The organism is Nannocystis bainbridge (assembly GCF_028368995.1).
GTDB lineage: Bacteria > Myxococcota_A > Polyangia > Nannocystales > Nannocystaceae > Nannocystis > Nannocystis bainbridge.
On the sequence record NZ_JAQNDL010000001.1, the window covers coordinates 1,129,425 to 1,150,536 of the forward strand.

At 66.3% G+C, this 21,112-nt stretch carries 13 protein-coding genes and 3 pseudogenes; 5 read left to right on the plus strand and 11 right to left on the minus strand.

Annotation, left to right across the window (positions count from 1 at the left end; all coding sequences use genetic code 11):
• Nucleotides 1-35: 35 nt before the first annotated feature.
• The 3 genes and pseudogenes from POL25_RS04485 to POL25_RS44840 all read right to left on the minus strand — a co-directional run.
• Complete coding sequence (locus POL25_RS04485; protein ID WP_272084586.1) at nt 36-5,663, minus strand: pentapeptide repeat-containing protein; 5,628 nt, start codon at nt 5,661-5,663, stop codon at nt 36-38.
• A 205-nt stretch (nt 5,664-5,868) separates the two neighbouring features.
• Nucleotides 5,869-6,135: pseudogene (locus tag POL25_RS45175) on the minus strand (SUMF1/EgtB/PvdO family nonheme iron enzyme); the annotation flags it as partial.
• 31 nt (nt 6,136-6,166) lie between these two features.
• A pseudogene (locus tag POL25_RS44840) lies at nt 6,167-6,625 on the minus strand (formylglycine-generating enzyme family protein); the annotation flags it as partial.
• Nucleotides 6,626-7,414: 789 nt separating this feature from the next.
• Between POL25_RS44840 and POL25_RS04500 the strand changes: the two are divergent.
• Nucleotides 7,415-8,781: pseudogene (locus tag POL25_RS04500) on the plus strand (IS3 family transposase); the annotation flags it as partial.
• Between the two features lie 292 nt (nt 8,782-9,073).
• Here POL25_RS04500 and POL25_RS04505 read toward each other — a convergent pair.
• Nucleotides 9,074-9,793, minus strand: coding sequence for a hypothetical protein (locus POL25_RS04505; RefSeq protein ID WP_272084587.1), 720 nt, complete (start codon nt 9,791-9,793; stop codon nt 9,074-9,076).
• A gap of 144 nt (nt 9,794-9,937) precedes the next feature.
• Between POL25_RS04505 and POL25_RS04510 the strand changes: the two genes are divergently transcribed.
• On the plus strand, nt 9,938-10,222 hold the full coding sequence (locus POL25_RS04510; RefSeq protein WP_272084588.1) for a hypothetical protein: 285 nt from the start codon (nt 9,938-9,940) through the stop codon (nt 10,220-10,222).
• A 1,020-nt stretch (nt 10,223-11,242) separates the two neighbouring features.
• Here the strand turns inward: POL25_RS04510 and tnpB are convergent.
• The 4 genes from tnpB to POL25_RS04530 form a co-directional block, all read right to left on the minus strand.
• Nucleotides 11,243-11,806: an IS66 family insertion sequence element accessory protein TnpB gene (gene tnpB, locus POL25_RS04515; RefSeq protein WP_272084589.1), complete on the minus strand. Its 564-nt coding sequence runs from the start codon at nt 11,804-11,806 to the stop codon at nt 11,243-11,245.
• Complete coding sequence (locus POL25_RS04520) at nt 11,803-12,066, minus strand: hypothetical protein (protein ID WP_272084590.1); 264 nt, start codon at nt 12,064-12,066, stop codon at nt 11,803-11,805. Before POL25_RS04520 ends, tnpB begins: the two co-directional genes overlap by 4 nt.
• A gap of 460 nt (nt 12,067-12,526) precedes the next feature.
• Nucleotides 12,527-12,805: a hypothetical protein gene (locus POL25_RS04525; protein ID WP_272084591.1), complete on the minus strand. Its 279-nt coding sequence runs from the start codon at nt 12,803-12,805 to the stop codon at nt 12,527-12,529.
• 53 nt (nt 12,806-12,858) lie between these two features.
• Nucleotides 12,859-13,308 (minus strand): hypothetical protein, encoded by a 450-nt coding sequence (locus tag POL25_RS04530; RefSeq protein WP_272084592.1) that lies wholly within the window; start codon nt 13,306-13,308, stop codon nt 12,859-12,861.
• A 54-nt stretch (nt 13,309-13,362) separates the two neighbouring features.
• Between POL25_RS04530 and POL25_RS44845 the strand changes: the two genes are divergently transcribed.
• From POL25_RS44845 to POL25_RS04540, 3 genes are all read left to right on the plus strand, one after another.
• Nucleotides 13,363-13,665, plus strand: coding sequence for a MerR family transcriptional regulator (locus POL25_RS44845; protein WP_373372065.1), 303 nt, complete (start codon nt 13,363-13,365; stop codon nt 13,663-13,665).
• An 11-nt stretch (nt 13,666-13,676) separates the two neighbouring features.
• Nucleotides 13,677-14,624 carry a hypothetical protein gene (locus tag POL25_RS04535; protein ID WP_272084593.1) on the plus strand — a complete coding sequence of 316 codons (948 nt, stop codon included), beginning with the start codon at nt 13,677-13,679 and terminating at the stop codon, nt 14,622-14,624.
• 119 nt (nt 14,625-14,743) lie between these two features.
• Nucleotides 14,744-15,550, plus strand: coding sequence for a hypothetical protein (locus tag POL25_RS04540; protein ID WP_272084594.1), 807 nt, complete (start codon nt 14,744-14,746; stop codon nt 15,548-15,550).
• 400 nt (nt 15,551-15,950) lie between these two features.
• On the opposite strand, the gene POL25_RS04545 is transcribed toward POL25_RS04540, so the two are convergent.
• The 3 genes from POL25_RS04545 to POL25_RS04555 all read right to left on the minus strand — a co-directional run bounded on the left by POL25_RS04545 (nt 15,951) and on the right by POL25_RS04555 (nt 20,926).
• Nucleotides 15,951-17,048, minus strand: a complete 1,098-nt coding sequence (locus tag POL25_RS04545; protein ID WP_272084595.1) for an IS5 family transposase — start codon at nt 17,046-17,048, stop codon at nt 15,951-15,953.
• A gap of 428 nt (nt 17,049-17,476) precedes the next feature.
• Nucleotides 17,477-18,724 carry a LysM peptidoglycan-binding domain-containing protein gene (locus POL25_RS04550; RefSeq protein ID WP_272084596.1) on the minus strand — a complete coding sequence of 416 codons (1,248 nt, stop codon included), beginning with the start codon at nt 18,722-18,724 and terminating at the stop codon, nt 17,477-17,479.
• Between the two features lie 1,167 nt (nt 18,725-19,891).
• Nucleotides 19,892-20,926, minus strand: a complete 1,035-nt coding sequence (locus POL25_RS04555) for a hypothetical protein (protein WP_272084597.1) — start codon at nt 20,924-20,926, stop codon at nt 19,892-19,894.
• Between the last annotated feature and the right edge of the window lie 186 nt (nt 20,927-21,112).

Genomic DNA, 21,112 nt, shown 5'->3' on the forward strand with positions numbered 1-21,112 from the left:
GCCGCCACTGCGAGCCGACGGCGACCGGGTGTGCTTCAAGCGACGGTGTCGGCGGGACCCCGTAGGTCCCGGAGGAAGGTAGCTAGCAAGTCGTCAGCTGCGAGCCCGCCGGCCCCGCTCAAAGGGACGAGCTTCGCTCCATGGCGGCCGTAGAAGCCGTCAATCCCAGGCGCTGGAACATACGGCTCCCGCAGCGGCTGGTAATGGCCGTCAGCCAGGAACAGGGCGCCGGAGCGGTGACGGAAGATCGTCGCTGCCAGTTCGCATGCGTCGACGCGCCAAATCTGCACCCACGCGCCTGAACCACAGGCAAGGTGGCGGGCGTCGGGCGAGAAGACCACGGGTCCTTGATCGAGGCCGGTGGACAACGCACCGAGGAGCTCGCCGTCGCTACGCCGGCGGAGCTCGAGCACACCCCAAGCGGAAACGGCGAAAAGATCGCGGGCGGCGGAGAACGCGCAATGGGTCGCGCCCTTCGCTCCCTCGTGCTGCCAAACGCACGGGAGGTCCTCGGGGGCGAGGTCGTGTCGGCTATCGACCAACTGTGCGCGCACTCTCCCGCAGAGCGCAGCGAGATCAGGGCGGACGACCGCCCCGCTGTGCGCGTCGATGCCGACGAGGTCCTCCGCGTCTGGCGCAGCGCAGACCCTGGTGTGGAGCTCGACCCTGAGCAGAGCCCGGCGGGGGGCGTCGAACAGGATCAGTGAGCCAGGGTGACCGCCGAATACCCACATCCCGTCGCCGTTCAGGACGATGAACGCGCCGCCGTCCGGCGCGAGGAAGTGCAGCCGATGCCTGCCTGTCCGGGTGCACCAGATGTCAGTCCGCGTTTCGTTCAGACGGTGCGGCTGCTGGATCAGCACATGTTCGCCGTCCGGTGTGAACCACCAACGCGACTCGCCGTCGTACTCGGCCCGGACGGGTGGCATCGGTACCTCGTCGAGGACGATCAGCCGCTTCTGTTCGTCGCACTCAATGACGAACACACCGTCGCGTCGGTACACGCGCTGTCGCGCGGCCGCGTCTTCCCCTGGGTTGTGGTCGCACGGGTCGTGTTCGACCTGGCGATAACGGGAAATGCGGGTGCCGGCCTCGAGATCTAGCTCCTCGATGAATTGCCGACTCCGCAGAAGCAAGCCCCGGGACGTCCATTCAATGTGCTGCGGTGATTGCTCAGCGGGGAGAGGGTATTGGGGCGAGTGCGAACAGGTGGTGTCGAGGTCGAGCACCCGGACGCCGCCTTGGAGGACGAGGGCAAGCCGACGGCCGCGCGGCGAGACGAGCAGGGCTTCGGCGCGCGTGGCGAACGGGAGGGGGAAAGAACGCAGGGCGAACTCTCCAGTATCAATGCAGACGACTGTGCCGAGGGAATGCCCCGACAGGAACAGGAACAGCGAGCCGTCGTGGGACCAGCCAGTGCGGGGGAGGTCGCCGAACGGGTGGGCCCGGAAGCGAGGACTCAGGAGCTCGCGCGCCGGCGTCGTGGTCGGCTCGTCGATGGCGCGGAGCATTACTTTGTGGTCGGTGACGACGATCAGCGAGCGGCCGCTTGGCGCGAGCGAGGTCAGCCCGAGGACGCCGCCGGCGTGTTCGGCCGTGAGCCGCTGCGAGGCGCGGTCATAAACCGTGAGCCGCGGTTGACGATGGGGAAGAGTCGGGGGGATTGAGCCGGCGACGGTGACGAGCGCGCGGCCCCCGTCGACCAACCGTCCCTCGAAGCAGCGCGGCACCCAGGCCAGGACCTCCAGGAGGATGCCGTCGGCGGGGCACCAGCGGCGTGGGTGCTCGGAGAATGTCCACAGGGTGTCACTGTCCTCCCACCACAGCCCGGTAATCGGCGGAGCCGGATGCGTCAGCGCGACGGACCGGGACAGATCGGTCAGGCTCCACACGGAGACGACCGGGTCGTCGCCAGCGACCGCGAGCCTATCGCCCATGGGCGAGAAGGACAGGGCTCGGACGGACGAAGACTGATCGCGCCAGCGCATCATGCAACGCAACGGCCCGACGGACCATACCTCGACGAGGCCGCTCGCGTACCCGACCGCAAGCCTGTGACCGTCGGGTGACCAGGCGAGCGCCGATACCTGGCGCTGGGGCGGCGGGGCGAGCGTGAGCTCGTCGTAAGCGATCGCGCTCGCGTCGGTGTGTTCGGACGCCCAGGCGACGTCGACTATGCGAAGGCCCTCGGTAACGGCGCCCTCGAGATCGGGCGCCGTGGTGGCCGCACGGGTGCGGCTGAGGTCGGCGCCGCGGAGATCGGTGGCGCGGAACACGACGCGATCGAGCTCCGCGCCGGAGAAGTCGGCGTCCACGGCGACGGCGTCGGTGAAGTCGGCACCGGTGAGGTCGCAGTCGTGTAGGTCGGCGCCACTGAGATCGGCGCCACAGAACAAGCTGTTGCGCAGGTAACAGCCGCACAGACGGGCGCCCGTGAGGTCGGCGTGGTGTAGGCGCAGGCAATCGATATGGACCGCGCGTAGATCGGCCCCGGGTAGCTTCCAGGGTCGCTCGCGCGTCGACCCGATGCTCGGGTCGGCGGCGACGAGCAAGAGCGCATTCGCGGCCTGAGTCGGCGACAGGCCGGTGCATAGGAGGTCGACCAAGCGCGCCTGCGCCTGCGGCCAGGCGCTGAGCCGCACGGCGTGGTGGACTGCATGGTTATAGAGCGGGAGAATCTCGAGAACCGCGGCGTCGCCCCCAACCAGTGCGCGGACGATATGCCGGGCGAGCAGGTACTCGGCCGCGGGGTCCCAGGCGAGCGTGTAGAATGTGGGTGGCCCAGGCGAGACGAACGGGTCGTCGCGGATCAGGCTGCCACGCATGGCGAGCTGCATGGAAAGCCAATCATGCACCTCGCTCGCGTCGCCGGGCTGCGGGCTGGCCTGGGCTGAAGCGACCAGGGACTGCGTCAACGTCGCCAGCCCGTCCAGGCGCGGCCAATAACCCTCCTGGCTGCTCCGTTCTGCGTGCGTACGGACAAATCGCTCGATAGGGACCCAGCCCGCCGAATGCGTGCTCGTGCGCGGGAACGGGGTCCACATCGCAAACGCGAGGTGCTCGAGCGAGCGGATGAACGCCTCCGGTGCCACCGGGTCGATCAGGCGCGCGTGACGATCGAGGTAGAATTCGAGCGCCTCGGCCGGCGGCTCGGGCGATTCGCCCTGCGGAAGCGCGATGAAGCCGCGCGGAGTGCCAGCCGCCGGCCTGTCCTTCGGCCCGTATTGGCGGATCAGCACGGCCTGCTCATGCTTGCCGGCGGGGAGTAGCTCGATCACAGTCGCGCCGGCGAGGGTCTCCTGCCGGCAGGTCACGAGCATGATGCGGCTCGCGTCGCTCACGTGCGGCGCGAGCCGCATGCGCGTGCCCCGGAGCGCACGGTGGTCGAGTCCGTCGAGCACGAGCAGGCAGTTGCCCGATCGAACAGCTAGCCGCACGGCGGCCCGCTCCACGGGATCGAGGTCGGCGAGGAGGTCGTGGAAACCTAACTCGGAGGACCGCGCGCAGTCGTGATAGAAGACCGGAGCGCCATCGCTGATCAGCGCCTGTTGAGCCAGGCGCGCCAGCCAAGCGCGCACGAGGGTGGTCCGGCCGTCGAACAGCCGGCCGCGAAGGACGGCGGTCTCACCCCCGTGCGTGTGCCAGCGGTCGAGCGCCGCGAGCCCGGACATGTCTTCGCCAGACATGTGACAGGCGGGATCCACGAACCGGAGCCCGACCGGGCTGTAGACGAAGTCGGACAGCTCGCGCAGCCGTGGCGCGAGAGCAGCGAGTTGCTGGATCGCACGGTCGAGAGGCACGACGTCGTGGTCGAGGATGCGGGTGATCTGCGAGCCCTCGCCGCTCAGCAGCACGACCGGAAGCAGGTGACAAGCGACGGTGCGGGCCTCGCGGAGGTCGCTCGCGTCCGGGAGCACCGGGGTGACGAAGACGACGTGGTGCGGCGGCACGACGAGGACGGGGACGCCGCCTGGAGACCATCCAACCCATGCCGGGCAGGAACGCCGTAGCGCAAGGAAGGTGGCAGCGATCTCGAGGTCGTCGCGCGAGCCGACCAACGCGCCCAGGTCGCGCTCCGGCGCCTCAGAGTTTGCTGTGGTCGCGCGAGCCGTCAGCAGCGCGCGCGCCGGCCACAACCGGAAGCCGCGCCGTTCGAGGTTCGTGGGTGGCGGCCTCTCGGCCGCCCAGGCGTCGACCTCGCCGTTGGCGTCGATCGCCGGGCGCGACAGGGTTGGCGCGGGCTCCTCAAAGAGTGTCGATGTCACGGCGGCAGCAATGCGATCGTTCGGGTCGGGCTCGAGCGTCCAGCGGCGCTGTGAGCACGCGTGCTGGAGCTCGTCGCGGGCACGCTCGATCGCCATGCGCTCGTCCGCGTCCACTCCGACACGATCGACGAACCGGCGCAGCGTGTGGAGCACGCCGAGTGCCAGCTGGCGCTCCATGTCGTCCGCAGACGAGACCGTGTCCGGGAGCCAGACATCGCGCGCCAGCATGCGCAACCGGGCAAGTCCATGCTCCCCCTGCGCGCCCTTGGCGAGGATCCGCCAGCGCTGGGCGACCTGCGGGACTGTAGTGTAGCGCTTGCAAGCGAGGGCGAGCTCGGCCTGCTGGCGCTCGCGCTCGTCATGGAAGGCGAACACGTTGGGGGTCGCCAGTAGCGACCGGGCGACACTCGCAAGCTGGCGATCGCCGGCCTCCGGCAGGATTAGCGAGTACGTGACGAGCTCGCTCGGGACATGGCTGAGGTAGGTGTTCGGACGAGTCGCGGCGGGATGCTCGAGGGACAGGTCGACGACGCACACTGCCTCAGTCTCGGCCGGCATCGGGCTGAGCCGGCTCCCGGGTAGCAGCGAGCGGCCGTCGCCAGCGCCGAAGCAGAACACGTTAGTTCCGCCGAGGCTGGCGTGGTTGGCGTACGCGACCGGCCGGTGGAAATGGCGGTAGATGTCGTCGGCGTTGTGGGCGAACAGCGGGGCGGTGTCCTTCGAGGTATACGAGGGGACGGCAATCAGGTCGCAGTCGTACAGCTTCTGGTGCTTCTCTGCCGCTGCGTCGTCGCGGTGGCGGAGGAAGTCGATGCAGATCGCTACGCCGACCGTCATGCTGTCGCCTCCGCGCAAGGGAACCACACACGGGCGAATTTCTGAGCCCGTGTCGAGCACGGTCTCCCACTGACTCCGCCACAGCTTGTCTTGGTATTGGACGTGGCCTTGGGGCTTGATGAATGGAGCGATCGCGCGGTTGGTCGGGGGTACGTCGGCGAAGCACTCGCGGTAAGCTGGGTCGCGCAGCAACTGTGCCGTGACGAGGTGGGTGCCGGCAACCAGTGTGCATCTGGCCGCTTGCGCCAGAGTCACAAGCCGCGGCATCAATTGCCCAGGGATGACGTACTCGGAGAAGACGATGAGGTCGACGTCCAAGGCACCGCAGAACTCGACGACGGCTTTGAGCTTGGGGAGGAGCGCGTCGCAGTAGGCGCGCGTCACGTCGCGCTGCAGACGGGCGAGAGGCCCGAGCAGCGTCGAGTCTGGCGACAGCCGCTCGCACATCTCGCCGAGGATGCAGCGGTCGATTGGTTCACTCAGGAAGTCGTGCCCGGGGGCCTCGAACGCCAGACGACCCGCGAGTTGGACGACAGCGACTCGCGCCTTCCGTTCACGCATGGCTAGCACGGTAACACGATGCCGCGCCTGCGACCTAGGCTCCATCCCCTGGGAAGGAACCCTTGTACCGCCTGTCGCCACGTCGGGTCTTTCGTCACACCTCTCCGCCGGCGAGCTTCCAGCTCATGAAGCGGCCAAGATCGGTCTCTTGGGCTACGTAAGGGGTCCGGACGGATACAGTTTCTTCCTCGGGTCTGAAGGTCTGTTAGCGGGCCGACCGGGCGCAGCGGATGCCGTACTTGAAGTCGCTGCTCGTCGGTTCGCCGGCATTGCGCGCCGAGACGCGCTCCCAGCCGAGCATCGGCAGGTAATAGTCGACGCCGCGGATCGCTCGTTTGCGGCCGAGCGGCGCGCCGGTCGGGTTGCGCTGCACCGAGGGCGAGTAGCCGCGGATGTTGGCGAGGCGGTCCTCCTCGACCCAGTCGTGGACGTGTTCGGCGAGGTTGCCGATCATGTCGAGCGCGCCGTACGGGGAGGCGCCCGCGGGGTAGGCCGACCGGCGCGAGTCCCTCGTGCCCGTCGTCCCACGCGACGGGCGGGAACTTCGGCCAGGCCGGAGAGCAGCGCGCGTCGCAGAGGTTGGCGTGGGTCGGGCCCGGCGGGTCGTTGCCCCACGGGTAGATGCGGGCGTCGGTGCCGCGCGCGGCCTTCTCCCACTCGGCTTCGCTCGGCAGCCGCCTGCCGGCCCATGCGCAATATGCGGCTGCGTCGAGCCACCGAACGCAATTGATCGGGAGATCGGGGCGATCGGTCTTGCCCCACAAGCAGTATTCATGGGTCATGTGCTCGGTCCTGCAGGCGCCGTCGGCAACGCAGCGGCGGTAGTCGGCGAGCGTCACCTCGAGTCTGTCAATGTCGAAAGTGTCGAGCCAGACCTCATGCTGCGGTCGCTCGGCGTCTCGGCAGGCGGCGTCGTGGGAGGCGCAGCCCATCATGAACGCGCCCTCGGGGACGCGGACCATCCCCGCCGGGATCGCGGGCGGAGGGGCGGGAACAGACGGAGGGACGGGAGCGGACGGTTCGGCGACGTCCGGACGCGGTGGGACGGCGGTGCAGGCCGAGAGCAACGAGACGAGCCACGGAAGAGTGCGCACAACGGGGAGTGTAGAATAGTTTGTCGTCAGTTGGGCGTCGCGCAGGCGGGGGCGTCGGCGGCGAGTATGGCGGCAAGCTCGAGGGCGGCCCGCGCCCGCCTCAGCGCCCGGTCGGAAGGACCTGTGCCGTTGTTCCAGGCGCGGAGAGCCAGCGGCGGGCCGGGGCCGGCTCGCCGGCTACCTTCGTTGCCGCACGACATGCGGTGCAGCTACACACGCTCGCCCTCGCGGCACAGCAGGTTGCTGTGCCTCGTCCCATCCTTGCCCAAGAGCCGCGCCCTCAAGCTCGCCCCCGCCATTCGGTAGCAGGCATTCGAGTAACCATCGAGAAGAGCGGCCACGGGAGGCAATCGAGTAGGCTGGACGAGAGCGCGTCGAGGTCGTTGGGCACCGATACGACGAGTCCGCAACGGTATAGTCCCCTTGAAATTCTTGCTGCACCGATGACATCGTGTGCGAGCGGCAGGAGCGCCGTCCACAAGCGCGGCAACGGGGAGCAATCGAGCAGACCGGGCGAGAGCGTGTCGAGCACCGATGCGACGAGTCCGCAACATTTAGTCCCGTCGAAATTCTTGCTGCACGTGGGGCGGTGCTTTTCGAGATTTAAGAGCCTCCGAGGGTGGAGCTCGGGGCGGGATCGGGCGAATAAGCGGAGGCATGGATCCGATGGCGACTCAAGCACGAGAGCCCGACCCCGAGACCGCCGAGAAGGCGACCGGCCGCAGCTTCACGGCCGCGTACAAGCGGAAGATCCTCGCCCTGACCGATCACGCCAGGGGCAGATCGGCGCCATCCTGCGGCGGGAGGGCCTGTACAGTTCGTTGCTGTCGACCTGGAGGCGACAGCGGGACGAGGGTACGCTGGGGGCGTTGAAGCCGAAGAAGCGCGGACCGAAGCCGAAGCAGGACCGGGAGATGGAGCGCTTGCGCCGCAAGGTGGCGCAGCTCGAGCAGAAGCTCGAGACGGCGGAGCTGATCATCGACGTCCAAAAAAAAGTCTCGCAATTGCTCGGGATCCCGCTAGCGACGCTCGAGCCGTCCGAGAAGCTCTGATCGCGCAGGCGGGCGAGCTGTCCGAGAGGACAGGTCTTCCACGGGCATGCGAGGCGCTCGGGGTCTCGCGGGCGACGGTGTACCGCCGTCGCCACCCCGCGCCGGCGAGGCCGCCCAGGCCACGGCGGTCTCCGCGGGCGCTGAGCCCGGACGAGCGCCAGGAGGCGCTGGCGCTTCTGCACAGTGAGCGCTTCATCGACAAGGTGCCCGAGGTGATCGTGCCGACCCTGCTCGACGAGCAGCGCTGGGTGTGCAGCGCGCGGACGATGTATCGCCTGCTCGCCGCCGAGGGCGAGCTCCGCGAGCGGCGGCGCCAGCGGCGACACCGAGTACAAGCGCCCCGAGCTGCTGGCGACCGCGCCGAACCAGGTGTGGTCGTGGGACGTGACCTGGCTGCGAGGACCGACGAAGGGCCAATACTACTACCTGTACGTCCTGCTCGACATCTACAGCCGCTGTGTCGTCCGCGTGACCCTCGCGCGCCGCGAGACCGCCGACATCGCCGCGCGCCTCATTCGCGCCGCCTGCGACAAACAGAACATCCAACCTGACCAATTGACCATCCACGCCGATCGCGGCGCCGTCCCGACGTCCCGCGAGCTCGCCGACCTCTACGACGCCCTCGGCGCCCGCCGCTCGCACAGCCGGCCCCACGTCAGAGACGACAACCCGTACTCGGAAGCCCACTTCAAGACCCTCAAGTACACCCACGACTACCCCGCCCGCTTCGCCTCCTACGACGACGCCCACGCCTTCTGCGCCCGCTTCGTCGACGGCTACAACCATCACCACCGTCACTCCGGCATCGCCTTCCTGGCGCCCGCCGACGTGCATTACGGCCGCACCGAGGCCATCCTGTCCGTCAGGACTGCCGCCCTCCACGCCGCCTACGAGGCCCACCCGGAGCGCTTCGTCCGCGGACGGTCCACGCCGCGACGACCCCCCTCCGCGGTCTATATCAACCCACCGCGCCGCTTCGACAGCGGCCTTCGCGAGTACGACATCCATGTCCTTACGGACAGGTGCATCGCTGCCGAGGCATCCCAGGACTGCCACGCCGGTGGATTCTCACACTCACTAAACCTGGCCAGCACCGTGTCTCAAAATCATTGACAGGCTCCGCTTCGAGCTGCACCTCCGCAAGGTCTTCAAGGTCGATGAGGCTCTGAGCTGGATGCTCGGGACCACCTCCTTGGAGGGAGAGCTACGCGCTCGGGCTCGCCGAAGGGTGCGGGCCGCTTCACTGCGCCGAAGTCGGAGTGAGTCAAAGGAGAAAGTTCCAATCGGGCTCCACTTTTTCAAATGCCCAATCGATCTCGATGGAAGGGTCTAGCTCTCTAAGAGCTTCTAGCGCATCACGTACGTGCTTTATCGGGTCCATCTTTGTTGCCTGATCGATCGGCTGGACCTTGAAATCTTTCGGATCAAGCTGAGGCCCGATCGTGGACTTATGCGGCTTATCGTGAACTAGTCGATCTCGGATTCTGAAAAGGCTAACGATACCATTCATCGCGGTCGTGCCCGGCTTCAGCTTTTTTCCGCATCGAAGCAACGGAAATAGTTGCCACTTTGCCGCATTGCTTCTGTCTAATGCATCGAAAAGATCTGTGTCGAGTTGACTGCCATAGTGATTAATGAACGACTCGAGCGTGAGCGCCGAAAAAATCACCGCGACGGCAGCAAAGCGTTGTCTCTGCTCGTAGGAAGATTTTCTCATCGAGTCCGGATCCGGGTGGGTTCCGGCCGGCCAGACCATCTCCCTCTCCTGGACCTTCCCGAGCTGCGAAAAGCTTGCGCGGGCGATACGAAAAAACGTCTCGTACTGGGAAATAGAGAGGGTGATAGCCCAGTCGTTGGGCGCGACCGAGGTCGCCGGCGACACCGAAGGGCTCTCGGGCGACAGTGGATTCGCCGGCTGCTTTGCAGCTGGAGCGCTGTTGCGATCCTGACGCCGTCCTCTCCGGCTCTTGGACTCCTTGCCCATGAATCCGAGTTTACTTCAAGACAGGCACTCTTGCGCGCAGGGGATAAGGGGAAACATGCGCACACCACGCAGCCCGCTCCGGCTCCGCGGCCATGTCGAGGCCGACGTGCTCGGGCGAGTGCTCGACGTGTCGGAGGGGCGACGATGATCCCGGCGTCCGTGCGGAATCACTTGCCGCTCAATCGGCAGCGCCAGCAGATGGCGCGCGAGGGCCTCGAGATCTCGATCAGCGTGCGTCGACCGAGAAGTGCTCGCTGCTCATCAGACCGGCGGCCTTCGCCTGGCCCACGACCAGCGCGAAGAACTCGCGGGCGACGCGCGACCTTGGATGCAGTATCGCAGGAGCAGGATCAATTCGCCGATTTCATGACTGTCATCAATGCGGCGCTGATCCTGCGGGTGTTCCATGATGTCCAGATCGATAGCTGACGCCCAGGGCGCCTCGTCTCGCTCGCTTCTGCTCGCCGGCGGCGATCGACGCCGAGGCGCGCTATCTCCGCCCCCATCCCCTGCAGCGCCGCCGGATCACCGCGAAGCCGCCTGTGTTGGCGAGCATCTCGGGCCCGGCGAGCCCGCGCTCAATCGTTTGTGCGGATCGCCGAGGACCTCGCCGACCCGTCGACTGTGAAGCTCGCCGAGCCGCCGGAGCGGGTCAACTCGAACAGGCAGTTCTGCGGTGACCGCCGCACGCCACGGAGCAGGCGTCACGCGGCCTCGAGCGAGGGGTTGATCAGCCGCGATGTGTTGGGCGGTGCTGGCGCGGTGAAGCGACGAGCGCGTGGGTGGACGCGGAGCGGTTTCGAGCTGACACGGACCCCAGCCGGGGTGAGGCTTGCAGGGTGACCCGCGCACCGATCCTCGCTGCGCTGGTCCTCGCCGGATGCGGGGACACGGTCCGGGCGTAGCCGCGTCAGCGGGCAGCGCTCACCGGCGCCGAAGAGGCGTGGACGCAGTGGCCACGTCGCCACTTGCGCGCCGCGATGCGAGGCACAAGATGGAGCGCAATGGCGCCTCTTCCGCTTCGAATCGCAAACGACCTCCCCTCGAATCCCATCCAGTTTATCGCCGAGCGGATACGCAGTCACAAAAAAACCGATGTCTGGCTCTGGGCCGACACCCGCGCAGCTTGTTTCGAACTCCTCCTGCAACTACGCGACGAGCTGGGCGGCGAGGCTGATAGGGTCGTCAAGACGCACCATACCCTCTACCTTCGAAGTGGCGGCCGCGTCCAGGGGATGAGCCCCAAGGACCGCCCAGACGGCGAGAAGAGAATCGCGGTCTGGATGGCGACTTCGCAGATCCCGAACGAGTACATGAGTCGCCTCATGCACCTCGGCCAGTGCGAGGAGTTCTGGGCACGACCTGGACTTGTTCCGTTGTGGCCAGACGGCTCCGACTGGCGGAAGGGCTCTGTCGAGGCAACATAGCGCCGCCCGTCGAGCGGGAGCCTTAGCCTCCAGGACCTCCTGGCGCTCCCGACCTGTCCGAAGGGTCATTCGCGGACGGTAACCGGAACAGCGCCTGGTGCAGCCGCTTGCACAGCAAGCAGTAGCCGTTCTTGTCCCACCACAGCACCTTGAGGCGGTTCGAGCGCCGGTTCGTGAACATGAACAGCGCGCCGCTCCGCGGGTCTTCGCCGAGCATCTGCTTCGCCGCCGCGGCGAGTCCATCGAAGCTGCGCCGCATGTCGAGGGGCTGCGTGCAGACGAAGATCCGCACCGACGTCGGGATCATCGGCGCGCCTCCAGCACGTCGAGCACGCGCGAGCGCGAGCGCCTCGGCCTCCACGCGACCTCGTACCTGGACGTGCACGCCGCCGACGTCGAGCTCGATCACGCCGGCGTCGGCAGCCGGCGCTGCGAGCTGCTCCGTCGCGCCCGCGCTCGCCAGCTTCGACTTCCACCACGTCAGCGTCCGCTGGTTGACGCCGGCCTTCGCCGCGTAGGCCCTGCTCGACAGGCCGCTCGACTTCCACGCGTCCACGTGGGCTCGCCAGCGCTCTTGCGTCGTCATAGGCCCCACTTCCTGCGCCAGAGCTCCACCCGCTCGCGGATCCTCCTCGGCCTGAAGTCGAGCCGCACCGTATCGCCGACCTCGGTGACATCGAGCCAGAACGAATCCGAGACCAGCAGCGTGAACCTACCGCGCCTCGGCATCTCCGGCCCCACAAGCAGCACCCCGCGATTCTTGCTCGGCTTGAACCGAGCGGGGCTCTTGACGGGGCCCTCGTCGTCGAGGATTCCGGCGACGACCGCGCCCATATCGGGCGGCATGCCGGTCGCGGGTGCCCGCGAGAACAAGAAGCTCTTGGCGGAACTACTTGGTGGTGAGGATGCTGCTGACTTGGTGGGAATCTTCGCCAGGTCGTTCTTGTCGACCCTGAAAGGGGGAAAGTGAATCCATGAAAGACAATGACCTCGAAAATGCAATCCATGAGATCGGGAATACCATGCGCTCTTTTCCGGTGCGCACTGATGGAGCAGACCTCCAAGAGCCACGATCCCGAAAAGCCCCTCTCTCTCGAGGATTGCGGGCGCGCGCTTAGGGACCTGGGGCAGATCCAGGATGCATGCTTTCACTTGGAGTTCGTGCGACACCAGATGCTCCGCGCGATCGAGGAGGATAAACGATAGGGCCGCGGTAGACCCTTGAAGGATTCCCAACGGAATCCGTAGGAAATGCAAAGCCCCCAGGTTGATCCCCGGGGGCTTTGTCGTTCGCGCATGTGTACGGCTACGCGAGTTTGAGGAAACCGGACTCGCGCGGGCTCTCGAAGACCATGACCCGGGCTTCCTCGAGCGGAATAATCCAGACGATGATCTGTCCGGCCTCGTAGCCCTCGCGCAGACGATCTGGGTCGCAGCAGGCCGGGAGCCAGCCGAGAAAGGGCGGCAGGTGTTCGGCCACTTGGTTCGAGATGTGGTAGATCCCGCGGAAGTCCCTCGCGGCCGCGTCCAGCACGGTCGCGTCGGTGGTCTTGAGGGCGAGGCTCAAGCGCTCGAAGAAGTCCACGGGGGACCCTACAGGGCGCGGCGGCATGTCCTCGACGTCCATGTCGACCGCGATCACAAGTGCCCCCGGGTCTCGAACTCCTGCAGGTCTCGCAGGAGAGCGACGAGGTGTTCGGCGGTCTCGAGCTCGAGGATCACAAGGCCGACGCCGACGCGGGCCTCGATGCCGAGATCGCCGAGCTGCTGGGTCACGAACTGCAGGCGCCTGGGCCGATCCTCATCGTCGAGAGGGTCGCGGACCGGGAACAGCAGGGGGGTGTTGGTGGACCGGGCGATCGCTCGCAGCTTGGCCACGGAGACGCCGGTGAGCTGTGCGCACTCCTCGACGTTTCGGGTCCGGGCCAGGGCTTGGCGAAGGAGCGCGCCAAGCGCCGAGGACATGCTCGTGTCCTCGCGCAACAGGAGGATGCGGCCGTCTGGCAGGGGCTGGCGCGGGTTCTGGGCTTCCTGGGGGTGTTGGTCATGATGGTTCCTCAGCGCGTCGACAAGGTATTGATGACGCACGAGTCACCCTCGAGGGCCCGGAAATCACAAGCTCCGCGCAGCTAAACTTGGGGCGTGTCGGACGACACTTCAGGCGCGTCGGGGAGGCCGTGGCGGACGACCGCCGAGATCGCTGAAGCGGTCGGTGTAGATGCATCGACGATCACGAGGTGGGGACGCGAGGGCGTCATGCCCAAGTCCACGATCGTTCATGGCGGTCGGAGGGGTCGGAGCGCTCGGTGGCCCCTCCACTCGGTCTCCCAAGCCGCGTGGGTTCAGTCTCTTCTCGAGAACGGCTTCAGCTTCGAGGAGATCCGTTCCAAGCTCGCCGCCGGAGAGTTCAAGCCATCCTCAGATGGGGGCCAAAAGACAGGCTGAAGGAGTACGCCGTGGCTTTGTTAGACACACTCGAGCGAAAGAAAGCACGTGGACTGATCGTGGAACCCCTTTCACCATTCGATCTCGCCGCACGCACCGCGGTGGTGTTCTCCATCCGTCGCGCTTTCAAGGAACTTGAGCTGTTCCAAGAGTACGAAGACATTGTCGAGGATATTCGGCTCGACATCGTGGAGCACGTGTTCCATGGAGAGCATCCACCCGGGCCCAACATTGACAAGTTTAGGCGGCAGATCGAGGCGGACCGCCCACCTCGTGGAATAGCGAATACCCTCGCATATATCCTCGATGCCAAAGAGGATCTTGCCGCGCTTGACGCCACAGCGGTCGTGCTCCGCCACATGGTTCGGATTGTGGAAGATGGGCGTGGCTCTCAAGCATTGAATGAACGGTTTGCAACCGGAATCTCCAACGTCAACGGCCATCTGGCGGAGCGAAATATTGGCTACCAGTTCGACGGAGGCGAGCTGATCCGGTCCTCGGAGCCGGTCTTGTTCAAAGATGTGATGGAGCCATGCCTTCATGTCTTAATTCGTTACGAGATCTTCCGAGACACCGAGCGGGAATTTCGCAAGGCCCTCAATTCTTGGAAGAAGAAGGACTACAAGCAGGCCGTGCATCACTCTGCCGAAGCCCTTGAAGGGATGCTTCGAGTCCTGGTCAAGGAGATCTTGCCCGCAAAGCACTCCGCTTCTCTTCAGACCAATGCGAGCGTGGACATCCTCAACCAGAAGAAACTCTGGGCGCCGCAGCACGGGGAGATCATGAAGAAGCTCCATGCGCTTCGAGGCGATCGTGGGGCGCACAGCGAGGCCACCAAGCCGGAAGAGGGGCGCGCGACTGAGAAGGACGCAGAGGCCACGGTGTATCTCTCCGCGAGCCTGCTGGTGCTGATCGCCCGTGCTTACGAAGATCACGTTTGGAAGGGGGCGGCCTCGTAGTGATCCTATTCACCTCCAGGATCGACCTCGTCCTCGTGGCCTTCCTGGCCCTCTACGGGGGTCAAGCGACCGACCCTTGCGTGACGGAAAACTCAACCTGAGCCGGAAATCCATCGGGCATGAATGACGACATTCGCCAGACCAAGGCTGCGATCCAGATCGTCGACGCTGCGTCGTCGCTAAGCCCCCTCAAATTCATCGAGGGTGTGGCGACGTTCTTCGGCCTCGAAGGCAACGCATCGCGGATGGAGAAGCTATGCGCCCACGAGTACGAGGAGTTCGTGTTCGAGGAGATTTTGTTCGCCAAGAACAATGTAGCTCGGGTGGCCAACCGAGTCTCCGCCATGGAGCCCAGGATCCATCGTCACGAATGGACCCTGGAGGAGATCCAGAAGGCGCTCCAGGACTCTGACCGTCGAACAGCGAAGCTCCAGGCCACCCTCGAAGAGTGGCAAACCCGACTCGGGCACCTTGGGGCGAGTCCAAGCGACCTTGTTGCGCTGTTCCGGGCCGGGTTCGACGTCTGGCGGCAGAGCTCGGACGCGAAGAAGCGCAAGCTCCTGGGCAACGCTCTGCGGAACGCCTTTGACCCCAAACAGTATGAGGAGGGGTTGACACTGCGGCTCTTGGGCATTCTGTCGGAGCTTACGTATGGGGACATCCGGACTTTAATAGACATGGGCCCCAATCTCGAGTTCCGCAAGCAACCGTATCGATTTAGGAGCGAGAACATGCCTCCGGTGAACATGGGGTTGCCCGATAGCCTGGAACACGATCATGCCGTTCGCTTGATCTCTCGTCGCCTTGCCATCGAAACCGACTTCGGCATATCCGATACCCGAGGCAGGTGTATCCCCACACAACTCGGCCTTCGGCTCCTCGCTCTCGTTGAAGCGCAGGCCGAGGCCGAAGAACCGGTTACGTGAGCTGGGACGAAGCTCGACACCACGAAGCCCGCCTCCGGACTACCGAAGGCGGGCTCCTGTTTGTCCAGCCAGATTTACTTAACCAAAACTTAACCCGAACCGGGGTTCGGAGGGTCACCTGGGGGCATGTGGAGGCAAGACCCCATCCTCTCGGAACCCCTCGGAGAGCAGGTTCTCGATCGTTCTGAGTTTGGCTTGGATTTCGAGAGGGTGGCCGGCGGGTCAGAACTTGTTCCACTCAATACTAGCAGGACGCTGAAGAAAGACTCGAGCGCTCGAATCTGAGCCGGTCGCCGCGTCCAACACGCCTGTCCGAGAAGACTTGTTGGGCCGGCCGCCTCCCCGCGGGAGGCCTGCCGCCCTCTGCGGGCCCGGGGTTCGACCCCGGACCCGCGGGGCCTCACGCGATTGGCAGCAGCAGCTTCGCCATCCGGAGCAGGTTGTAGGCGGCGCCGACGAGGAGCGACGCCATCTCGTTCCGCTGCTTGCCGCGGAATCGGGTCTTGCGGAAGTTAGCGACCGTCTTTTCCCAGCCGAAGACTTCTTCGATTCGCTTCCGGAAGCGCTGACTGTTCAGGTAACCGTCGTGACGCGAGGTGCGGCCATCGATCGCCGACCCACCACTGCGGCCCGTGTTCATGGCGACGTGCGGCGTCACGCCGATCCTGCGGCAGCCCTCGACGAAGTCGCGCGTGTCGTAGCCCTTGTCGGCGGCGACGGTGCGCCGGCTTCGCGTCGGATCGTTGCGCTCGAGCATCATGTACGCGGCCTCGACCTCGGCGCGGCCATGGGCGTGGGTGATGCACATGTCGACGATGAGCCCGTTGCGGTTCTCCATCAGCACGTGCTGGGCATACGACAGCTTGGCCTCCTTGCCGTTGCCCTTGCGCGCCAGCCTGGCCTCCGGGTCGGTCGTCGACGCGTGCGTCTCGTTGCCCCGCTTCTCGCCATGGAAGTCGATCGTGGGGTTCTTCGCGTCGCCGACAGGCGGCTTCTCCTCGACAGGCTCGTCCTTGCGCTTGAAGCTCTTGAGCGAGGCCCACGCCTCGATCAGCGTGCCGTCGACCGAGAAATGCTCGCTGCTCATCAGACCGGCGGCCTTGGCCTGGCCGACGACCAGCGCGAAGAACTGACGGGCGGCGTCGTGGTCCATGAGACGCTCGCGGTTCTTCGTGAACGTCGTCGGATGGAACGCGTCCTCGGTCATGTCCATGTCGAGGAACCAGCGGAACAGGATGTTGTAGTCGAGCTGCTCGCAGAACATCCGATCACTTCGCACGGAGTACAGGGCCATGAGCAGCGTCGCCTTGAGCAGCGACTCCGGCGGGATCGACGGCCGTCCGATCTTCGCGTACATGCCCTCGAACACAGGCACGAGGTCCTTCAGCGCCGCGTCGACGAGCTTCTTCACTGCGCGCAGCGGGTGCCGCTCAGGGATCCTCGACTCGGTCGAGATCAAGCAGATCATGCTGGACTGAGGGGCCTTGGTGCCGCGCATACGACCAATGTACGAAATCGCGCACGCAAGGCAACGCCCTCAGTTCCGTCCCGCGCGTGTGGTTACGCCGTCCTTTTTCAGCACCCTGCTAGTTCTCTCGCGGCCTGTCGCGGCGCTCTCGCCTGCCCGGCAACGACCTGAAGCGGCGTGGAGGCGATGGCGCGGCCGAGCTCTGCCACGCTGGCAGCGCGGCGGTGAGCTACGCCCATGACGGCCTGAGCCTGATCGGTACCGTCGTCGCGGCTCCGATGAGTGAGGTGTGCGGGCAGAAGCTCGTCGTCGTGGTCACCTTCGCCGCCGACGCACCCGACTTCGCATTCGTCAGCCTCAGATCCGGGCGACACCAGCACCGGTCCGTGACCGGTACTGCGCCGAGCATGACGAGCGCAGGGCTGATGACGATTCGCCGCAGCATGGTCGGCGAGCGCTCAGGGCTCGTCTTCGCCGGTCTCGCTGTCGACGCCGCGCATGGAGAGCAGCCACGCCTCCCGGCGTGCGCGGGCGCCGTCGCGCGAGTCCTTGGAGCTCGGGCGGGGTTCGACCCATCCGCGTCGCTCGAGGGTCTCGGCGCGGCCGGGTCGACAGAGGGCCTCGTTCGGACCGCAGAGGAGGCGGACGTGGATGTGGCCCTTGTGGCCGCGCGCGTGCTGGATGATGGACTCCCACTTCTTGCCCTTGCGCGGCCAGTGGATGATGGGCGCCAGCTCGTCGGGGGTCTTGCCGTCCCAGCGCGCGGCCCAGTAGAGGTGCTCTTGCAGGCGCTCGTCGAGGAAGATGACCGAGACCTGGCCGGTGTCGAGGAAGGCCTTGATCAGCTCCCAGAGGGCCGGCCAGTCGACGGCCTCGGCGGTCGGGTAGGTCTCGAGCGGGATGGTCGGCAACAGCGGCAGACGAACGTCGATGTCGAGGCCGGTGCGGTGCGATTTGTGCGGCCTGAATTTGCCGCCCTTGCGGCGGCTGACGGTGCCGACGAAGACCTCGCCGTCGTAGCCGCTGTCGACCCGGAGGCGCGTGAAAGCCTCGATCATCGTCGCTAGGGTGTGCGAGCTGGCCCACATCTCGTCCTTCTTGCCGCGCTTCCACAGCGGCGAGAGCGGGACGAGGATCCCGCGGATCAGCCGTCCGCCCGACGGATAGCCGCGACTCACGGCGTCCTTGCGAAATTCGAGCGGCGGCGGGGGCTCGCCGCGGCGACAATGGACAGTCCGCGGGGCGCCGGGATCGATCCAGATCGCCAGGGTCATCCCGGGCTCGAGCGTGTCGGTCTTCTTCCAATTCCAGGCCCGGAGGTCGTCGAGGTTGACGCGGTGACGGATCGCCACCTCGCCCCAGTCATCACCCGGCTCGGCGGTGTACATGATCCGCTCCCGCGGCGGCGGCACCCGGTCGGTGAGCACCTTAAGCCGATTGCCCGAGCGCACGCGGGCCCGCACGCCCTCGAGCTCGTTCCACTCGACCAGCGCCTCACGGGTCACGCCGTAGCGGACGCCGATCTGCCACAGGGTCTCGCGCGGCCGGACGACATGGTCGATCCACTCGGGCTCCTCAAGGAACCTGGTCTGCTCGAGCAAGCGGACGCACGCCGGATCGCCGGCGACCGTGGCGGTCACGGGCGCGTCCGGATTGGCGCCCCCGACCACGATGAGGGCCAGCAGGGCGGTGAGAGCCCCCGACATTCCAGACGGCACGTTAGCCCCGATCGCGGCGCGCAGCAAAATTTGTGCGGCGCCGCGGCGGACGCCGCGAACGACTCACGATCGCAGGCGAGGAGCGGCGCGCGCGGCTGTCGGTCACCGGCGGCGGTACGTTCCGGCACCCTCGACGCGTCGGTAAGCGCAGCGACTGGCGCACCGCGATCGATGCCGCACGTGGTCGATCCGCCAGCGGCGACGTCCGTCCGCCCGGCGTTCTTGCCGACGCGGACCGGTTCGTCTCGATCCGTGGTCGTTCCGTCGCCGAGTTGGCGCAGGCCGCACGCGTCCCAGCGGCTCACCTCGATCGCGCTCCAGTCGCGGCGCGGATTGGCGAGTTGCGGGGCGGCGGTCGGCTCGCCTGTCGAACGCAGCCGATGTTCGAGGTCGGGGCGACGGGAAGCCGATCAATCCCAAGGAGGCCGCGCCGCGACCGTTCGTCACGCCCGGGATGCACAAGCTAGCCAGAGGCCCACGCTCACGGACAGCTCACAGCAATTACAAGCTGGCGCCGTTCGGCTGGAATGTGGTCACCATCGGCGCCCGCGAAGACGAGGCCGAGACGCCGGCAGCGTCGCCCGCGACGGTGAGCGGCCCGAACGCCCACATTCCGCCCTATGCGCATTATCCGGGTGCGGCTGCACCTCAGGAGCTGAGCGGCAGATGGGGTCCTCGACGATCGTGATTGCCCCGAAAAAGTGACCAGTCCTCGTATGAAGAGGCGTCCTCCGAGCGGTGCGGTCATCGCCTTGCGCGCCGTACTGGACGAGGCCGAGCGCGTGACGGCGGGACAGCGAGGTGACCCCTCCCGTGAGTGAGTCGACACATGCGTGAGTGGCGAGCGGGTCTATCCGTTTGCTCGAACGACCCTCCGACAGGAAGCCTGCACCATTGCGCAGTCGGAGGCCGAGCTACCTGCTTGGTGCGGTGGATCGGGGGCTCAATCTACTCCGTTGCGTGATCGGAAGACGAAGCTCGGACAACATCTGCGCGCAGTTTGTGCTGGACGGCGAGACGTTTTAGTAACTGGGTCTCCTCGCGCTTATTTCACGGCGCGGTCGTGATCAGCTGATCGCTCCCATGCCGGAGTCCTGCGCGCCAGGGGACGCCGTGTCGATTGCGGCCCCTGCGCAATGGCCAGAGTCCCGCGCTTCAATGCACGCGCAACAGCCTGGCCCTGGCCTGGATCTCGATCCGCGCCCCCTGAAACAGGCCACCGTTCGCCGTCACAGATGCGACCAACTGGTTGCCGGCGCCAGAGAACTGGAAGGAGTAACCGTTGAGGCGTTGATACTCCAACTCGAGCTTCTTCGCCGATGCCGCATCTCCGGCGCCGTGGGCGAGCGAGATTGCCGCGTCGAACCTGGGGCCGAAATCAGCGCTGGAGATGGTGACAGGGCCATTCGTCGAACTGACCGACGCGCTGCCGCGACCGTTCTTGTTCTGAAGGACGTCATAAGCCGTCTCGATGATGATCCAGCCCGAGTTAACATTGGCCCACGAGCAGGTCCGGGTCACGCCGGAGTTGAACGTTCCAGCGCCTTGATGGGCCATGACCCGGCACGCGTCGACCCACATCGTGGCGCCGATCGAGGAGGCATCGGACACGCCGGCCTGGTCCAGGTAGGCTCGGGCCGCCGGGTCAAGGTTCGACCCCGAGGTGTCGACGTCCCACCGGGGATCGAGCGGGGAATTCGGCGGCAGCGGGTCATCGGGCAGGTCGACGGGTTCGACTTCCATACGGGAAGCCGGGTCGAGCCCGGCCGGGGGCAGCGGGTCGTCGGGCAGGTCGACGGGTTCGACTTCCATACGGGAAGCCGGGTCGAGCCCGGCCGGGGGCAGCGGGTCGTCGGGCCGGTCGGTGGGTTCGGCTTCCATCCGGGAAGCCGGGTCGAGCCCGGCCGGGGGCAGCGGGACGTCGGGCTGGCCGGCGGGTTCGGCTTCCATCCGGGAAGCCGGGTCGAGCCCAGCCGGTTCGAGCTCGGCCGCATCTTCACCCTCGGCCGCATCTTCATCGAGCTCCTCGGCGTCGAGGTTACGCGCTGCCCCGGACGTCTCGCGCTCGAGCTCGCTCGACTCTTCGACGTCCTCGCCGAGCATCGCCGCCGGAGGCAGGTCACAGGCAAGCGCCGCCGAACCGGCGGTCATGAGCGCGAAGCTGACGAGGATGGAAGTGTTGCACAACATGTCTATCTCTCCTGGTTTGGTGGAAGACGAGCGCCACGCATCGGCATCGATCCGCCGGGATCTCCGTCTCTCGAGACGTCGATCCGGCGTTCGGGCCTCGTCCCCGACATTGGGGAGCGTCGGCCGTCTGTATGGATGTGACGGAGCGGGTGCGTCCGGATGGTCCGATCTGCAGAAAAATATCGG